The 6265-nt window shown below is 70.9% G+C and carries 5 protein-coding genes; all 5 read right to left on the minus strand.

The window, feature by feature from the left end; translation table 11 throughout:
• Positions 1-46 precede the first annotated feature (46 nt).
• Complete coding sequence (locus ACFRMQ_RS36705) at positions 47-1327, minus strand: 6-phospho-beta-glucosidase (RefSeq protein ID WP_380735180.1); 1281 nt, start codon at positions 1325-1327, stop codon at positions 47-49.
• Between the two features lie 8 nt (positions 1328-1335).
• Positions 1336-2217, minus strand: coding sequence for a carbohydrate ABC transporter permease (locus ACFRMQ_RS36710; RefSeq protein WP_380735181.1), 882 nt, complete (start codon positions 2215-2217; stop codon positions 1336-1338).
• 39 nt (positions 2218-2256) lie between these two features.
• Positions 2257-3273 carry a carbohydrate ABC transporter permease gene (locus ACFRMQ_RS36715; RefSeq protein ID WP_380735177.1) on the minus strand — a complete coding sequence of 339 codons (1017 nt, stop codon included), beginning with the start codon at positions 3271-3273 and terminating at the stop codon, positions 2257-2259.
• Positions 3274-3298: 25 nt separating this feature from the next.
• On the minus strand, positions 3299-4654 hold the full coding sequence (locus ACFRMQ_RS36720) for an ABC transporter substrate-binding protein (protein ID WP_380735178.1): 1356 nt from the start codon (positions 4652-4654) through the stop codon (positions 3299-3301).
• 175 nt (positions 4655-4829) lie between these two features.
• Positions 4830-6020, minus strand: coding sequence for an ROK family protein (locus ACFRMQ_RS36725; RefSeq protein WP_380735179.1), 1191 nt, complete (start codon positions 6018-6020; stop codon positions 4830-4832).
• Positions 6021-6265: the final 245 nt, after the last annotated feature.

The raw sequence follows: 6265 nt of genomic DNA on the forward strand, positions 1-6265 counted from the left end.
CCCGGCCGCCTCCTCGGCGGGCCGGGCGGGCAGGGCGCGGGCCGGATCAGGCCCAGGCGAGGTGCTCGCGGTTGTGGGCGAGCAGCCGGTCCGTGAGCCGGTCGGCGAGCTCGATCTGGCCGACCAGCGGGTGGGCGAGCAGGGCGTCGAAGACCCGGTCGCGGCCGCCGTGCAGGGCGGCGTCGAGGGCGAGGTGCTCGTACGCGGTGACGGCGGCGATCAGCCCCGCGTACAGCGGCTCGACGGGCCGCTGCGGCAGCGGGCGCACGCCCCGGGCGTCCACCTCGGCCGGGACCTCGATCACGGCGTCGTCCGGCAGGAAGGGCAGCACGCCGTCGTTGCGGGTGTTGACCACCTGCACCGAGGTGCCGCCACCGGTGCCGAGCAGCGCGGCGATCAGCTGGACGGCCGCCTCCGAGTAGAAGGCGCCGCCGCGCTTGCCGAGCAGCTCGGGCTTGGTGTCCAGGGCCGGGTCGGCGTACATCTCCAGGAGCTGCCGCTCGATCTCGGCCACCTGCGCGGCCCGCGAGCCCTGCTCCCGCAGCTCCGCGACCACCGCATCGTGCTGGTAGAAGTACCGCAGGTAGTAGGACGGCACCACGCCGAGCCGCTGGATGACGGGCTGCGGCAGGTGCAGGTCCTCGGCGATCTCCTTGCCGTACGAGGAGAGCAGCTCCGGCAGCACCTCGCGCCCGCCGGCCGCGCCCGGGGCGTCCAGCAGGGTCACCCCGCGCTCCCAGGTCAGGTGGTTGAGCCCGACGTGGTCGAGCCGGATCAGCTCCGGGTCCACACCCAGGTGCGCGGCGAACTTGCGCTGGAAGCCGATCGCGACGTTGCACAGCCCGACGGCCTTGTGCCCGGCCGTCCGCAGGGCCCGGGTGACGATGCCGACCGGGTTGGTGAAGTCCACGATCCAGGCGTCCGGGTTGGTCCGGCGCACCTGCTCGGCGATGTCCAGCACCACCGGGACGGTGCGCAGCGCCTTGGCGAGCCCGCCGGCGCCGGTGGTCTCCTGCCCGACGCAGCCGCACTCCAGCGGCCAGGTCTCGTCCCGGTCGCGGGCCGCCTGCCCGCCGACGCGCAGCTGGAGCAGCACCGCGTCGGCGTCCGCGACGCCCGCCACCAGGTCGGTGGTCGTGGTGACGACCGCGGAGTGGCCCTGCTTGGCGAAGATCCGCCGGGCGAGGCCGCCGATCAGCTCCAGGCGCCCGGCGGCCGGGTCGATCAGCACCAGCTCGCCGATCGGCAGGGTGTCGCGCAGCCGGGCGAAGCCGTCGATCAGCTCCGGGGTGTACGTCGAACCGCCGCCGACGATTGCCAACTTCAGTGCGGACATCAGCCCTTGACCCCTGTCAGTGTCACGCCTTCGATGAAGGCCTTCTGAGCGAAGAAGAAGAGGACGATCACCGGCGCCATCACCAGCAGGGTGGCGGCCATGGTGAGGTTCCAGTTGGTGTGGTGGGCGGCCTTGAAGGACTCCAGGCCGTAACTGAGCGTCCAGGAGTCGTGGTTGTTGCTGGCGTAGATCTGCGGGCCGAAGTAGTCGTTCCAGCAGTAGAAGAACTGGAACAGCGCGACGGCGGCGATGGCCGGCTTGGCCATCGGCAGCACCACCCGCAGCAGGGTGCGCAGGTCGCCGCAGCCGTCGAGCCGGGCGGCCTCGATGTACTCCTTGGGGATGGTCATCAGGAACTGGCGCAGCAGGAAGATGGTGAACGCGTCGCCGAAGGCCATCGGGATGATCAGCGGCCAGAGCGAGCTGCTCAGGCCCATCTGCTTGGACCAGAACAGGTACATCGGGATGACGGTGACCTGCGGCGGCAGCATCATCATCGCGATGACCGCCATCAGCGCCAGGTTGCGGCCGCGGAAGCGGAACTTGGCGAGCGCGTAGGCCACCGGCAGGCTGGAGACCACGGTCAGCACCGTGCCGAGCACGGCGTACATCAGGGTGTTGCGCCACCAGGTGAGGAAGCCGGGGGTGTCCCAGACCTTGGCGTAGTTGCCCCAGTTCCAGTCGGTCGGCCAGTAGTCGGTGGTGAGCGCCTGCTGGTCCGACATCACCGAGGTGAGGAAGACGAACACGAAGGGCAGCAGGAAGAACAGCGCGGCGGCGATGGCCAGCGCGTGCACGGCCACCCAGTTGAGCGCCGCGTGGCGCCGGGCGGCCCGGGCGGCGGGGCCGCTGCCGGAGGTGCGGGCCGGAGCCTTGGTCATGGTGGAGCCGAGAGTCATGTCGGAGTCCTCATCCGTCCGCTAGTCGTCGCTCGCCATGAAGCCGGACCGGCGGCGGAGCAGGATCGAGGTGACGGCCATCGAGATGGCGAACAGCACCACGGCGACGACGCAGGCCGCGCCGTAGTTGTAGCCCTGGAAGCCGAGCTTGTAGACCAGCTGCGGCAGGGTCCAGGTGGAGCCGTTCGGGTAGCCGGGGTCGAACTGCTGGCCGGAGCCGCCCGCGATGCCGCTGGCGACCTTCCCGGCGACGATCGCCTGGGTGTAGTACTGCATGGTCTGGATCACCCCGGTGACCACCGCGAACATGATGATCGGCGAGATGTTCGGCAGGGTGACGTACCGGAACCGCTGGAACGGGCCGGCGCCGTCCAGTTCGGCCGCCTCGTATTGCTCCTTGGGGACGTCCAGCAGCGAGGCCATGAAGATGACCATCAGGTCGCCGACCCCCCACATGGCGAGCAGGGTGAGCGCGGGCTTGGACCAGTCCTCGGAGGCGAACCAGCCGGGCTGCGGCAGGCCGAGCTCGCCGAGCAGGTGGTTGACCGGGCCGGTGCCGGGGTTGAACAGGAAGGCGAAGGCGACGGTCGCGGCCACCGGCGGGGCCAGGTACGGCAGGTAGAAGGCGGTCCGGAAGAAGCCGGCGCCGGTCTTCACCTTGGTGATCAGCATCCCGACGCCCAGGCCGAAGGCGACCCGCAGGCTCACCATGACGACCACCAGCCACAGGGTGTTGCGCAGGCCCTGCCAGAAGAACGGCAGGTTGTTGAGGACGTAGTCCCAGTTCTTCAGTCCGGCGAAGGTCGGGGTGCCGAAGCCGTTGTAGGAGGTGAAGGAGAAGTAGACGGTGGAGATCAGCGGGTAGGCGAAGAAGACGCAGAACCCGATCAGCCAGGGGGAGAGGAAGGCGAGGGTGCGGGCCGCCTCCCGGCGGCGCCTCCGGCGCAGCAGGTGCTGCGTGGAGGGCGCCGCCGGGCCGGTCGGTCCCGTGCCGGCCTGGTCTCCGTTGCCCTTGCGGGTGCCGAACGCGAGTGACATGGGAGCTCCGTGGACCGTTCCCGGGCTACTTGGCCTGGGCGATGTCGGTGTCGATCTGCTTGGCCGTGGCGGCCAGGCCCGCGGCCAGGTCGCTCTGCTTTCCGGCCTCGTAGTCGTAGCCGAGGTTCTGCAGGGTGGAGATGTAGCTGCCGCCGTTGACGGCCGCCGGGGTGGTGCTGGAGTGGGGGTTCTTGGCGACGTCCAGGAAGGTCTTGAAGTTGGCGTCGCTGACCAGCTTCGGCGAGTTGAGCGCGTCGAAGGTGCTCGGCACGTTGTGGATCGCGTTGGCGAAGCTGACCACCGCGTCGGTGTCCGTGGTCAGGTACTTGACGAACTCCCAGGCCGCGGCCTGCTTCTTGCTGGTGCTGGCGATGCCGACGATGGTGCCGGTCTGGTAGCCGCGGCCGTAGGTGTCGGCCTGGTCGTCCGGGACGGGGAAGGGGGCGGTGGCCCAGTCGATGTCGGGCTTGTCCTTGGCGAGCGAGGCGGTGCGCCACTCGCCGTCCAGGATCATCGCGACCTGGCCGGTGTTGAAGGGGTTCTTGGCGCTGAACTCCTCGCCGAAGGTCGCGCGGTACTTCTCCAGCTTGGTGTAGCCGCCGAGCTGGTCGACCAGGCCCTTCTGCCACGTGAACATCGAGGCGACCTTCGGGTCGGTGGCGACGTTCGACTTGCCGTCGGAGCCGAAGTAGCTCGCGCCGTACTGGCCGAGGAAGTGCTCGCTGGTGTTCTCGTAGCCGTGGAACAGCGGCATGTAGCCGAGCTGCTTGTACGAGTCGCCGTCGGCGACGGTCAGCTTGGCGGCGGCGTCGGCGAACTCGCTGAAGGTCTTCGGCGGGGCGGAGACGCCGGCGGCGGCGAAGGCCTTCTTGTTGTAGAACAGGCCGTAGGCGTCGCCGAGCAGCGGCAGCGAGCACTGGTTGCCCTGGAACTGGGAGTAGTCGAGCATCGTCGCCGGGAAGGTCTTGGCCGGGTCGATGCCGCTCTTCTGGAGCATCGGCTTGAGGTCGACGAAGGCCTTGGTCGAGCAGAACATGCCGACGTTGTTGGTGGTGAAGGAGGACACCACGTCCGGCGCGTCCGCGCCGCCGGCCCGCAGGGCCTGGTTGACCTTGTCGTCCGAGAGGCTGTCCACGGCCTTGACGTGGATGTTGGGGTGGCTCTTCTCGAACGCGGCGATGTTGTCGTTGATCGCCTTGGTCTCGTTCTCCTGGCTCCAGCCGTGCCAGAAGGTGATGGTGACGTCCTTGCCGCTGGCCGAGTCGTCGTTGCCGCCCGAGTCGCTGGAGCCGGTGCAGGCGGAGGCGAGCAGGGCCAGGACGGCGCTGCCGGCGAGGGCGGCGACGGTACGGCGGCCTCTGCGGGAGGTGGTGGCGTGCACTTCGGGGTCCTCCTGGGGGTGCGCGGGCAGGCCTCATTGCCTCGGATCCCGCGATCGGGGGTTGGGGGAGAGGTGGGTGCAGGTGGAGCCAGGTGACAGGGGGAGCGTCGGTGGGCGGAAGCGGCGGTGGTGGGCGTCGGCGGGGCGCGTCAGTGGGTGTCGGCGGTGGGTGGCGTCAGTGGGTGGAGAAGACCGCCTCGCGGGCGTCGGACAGGGCACGTTGCAGGGCGCCGAGCAGGACGGGCGAGCCGGGCAGGGCGCTGCTGCGCACCTCCGGCCGGGCGATCGAGACCCGCGCCAACTCGTCCTCGACCAGCGCGCGCAGGCGCTCGCCGCCCGCGGTCGGTACCACGCCGGAGAGGACCACCAGCTGGGGGTCGACGACGGCGACGATCACCGCCAGCCCGACGGCGAGCCGCCCGGCCAGCTCGGCGAGGAAGGCGTCGCCGGCGCCCGGGGTGGCCAGCGCCCTGGTGATGGACTCCTGCGCGGTGGCCGCGCCGAGCCCGTGCTCACGGGCCAGGAGCCGGACGGCGGGCGTGCCGACCAGGGCCTGGAAGCCGCCGAACTTGCGGCGGCGGGCGTCGAACTCGACCGGGGAGTCGGGCAGCGGCATGTAGCCGACCTCCCCGGCGCCGCCGGTGAAGCCGCGGTGCAGCCGCCCGGCGATCACGATCGCCGCTCCGACCCCCGCCCCGGCCCAGAGCAGGACGAAGTCCTCGAAGCCGGCCGCGGCGCCGGAGGAGCGCTCGGCGACGGCGGCCAGGTTCACGTCGTTCTCGATCGACACCGGCGCGCCGACCGCCTCCGTCAACTCCTCGACCAGCCGCGGCGAGTGCCAGCCCGGCAGGTGGGAGGCGTAGCGCAGCTTGCCGGTGACCGGGTCGGGGGCGCCGCCGAGCCCGATCGCGACGGTGCGCAGGCCGCCCGCGGGGATTCCGGCGGCCCGCACCGCCTCGGCCACCGCGGCCGCGACGGCCGGAACGGTCCCGGCGGCCGGCACACCCTTGGTCGGCACGGCGTGCTCGGCCAGCGTGGTGCCGGTGATGTCGGCGACCGCGACCCTGATCTCGCTGTTGGTGACGTCCAGCCCGGCGACGTACCCGGCGGCCGGATTCACCTGGTACAGCTGGGCGTTGGGCCCGGGCCCGCCCGCCGTGGTGCCGACCGGCAGGACCAGCCCGGCCGCCTCCAGCCGGGCCAGCAGCTGGGAGGCGGTGGGCTTGGACAGCCCGGTGAGAGAGCCGATCTGGGTCCGCGAGAGCGGCCCGTTCTCCAGCAGCAGTTCGAGGGCGGCGCGGTCGTTGATGGCGCGCAGCAGGCTGGGGGTGCCGGCGAGGGGGGCCTTGGCGGTGCTCTTGGTCATGCCCGGAATCCTCCTCTTTCGGCTGGTCGGACGAACTGTCGGGTAAGGGCGGGAAGGGCCCTGAGGAACTGTTAGGAAACTTTCCAGTCGCTTGGGAAGGACCGTAAGGGCCGCCTCAGCGGGGTGTCAATGGCCGGTGGAGCGGAGGATGCCGAAGCGTTACCGGGCGGCGCCCGGCCCCACGGGTCGAGGATCCGCCCCGGAAAACGCTTCGGCGTGGACTGGATGAAGGAAGGATGTGCCGC

It is taken from the genome of Kitasatospora sp. NPDC056783, assembly GCF_042789895.1.
GTDB lineage: Bacteria > Actinomycetota > Actinomycetes > Streptomycetales > Streptomycetaceae > Kitasatospora.

What these genes read in the sequence shown, in the direction of transcription:
- ACFRMQ_RS36710 (WP_380735181.1), bottom strand. Translation starts at nt 2,217, where the DNA reads ATGACCAAGGCTCCGGCCCGCACCTCCGGCAGCGGCCCCGCCGCCCGG.
- ACFRMQ_RS36715 (WP_380735177.1), bottom strand. Translation starts at nt 3,273, where the DNA reads ATGTCACTCGCGTTCGGCACCCGCAAGGGCAACGGAGACCAGGCCGGC.
- ACFRMQ_RS36725 (WP_380735179.1), bottom strand. Translation starts at nt 6,020, where the DNA reads ATGACCAAGAGCACCGCCAAGGCCCCCCTCGCCGGCACCCCCAGCCTG.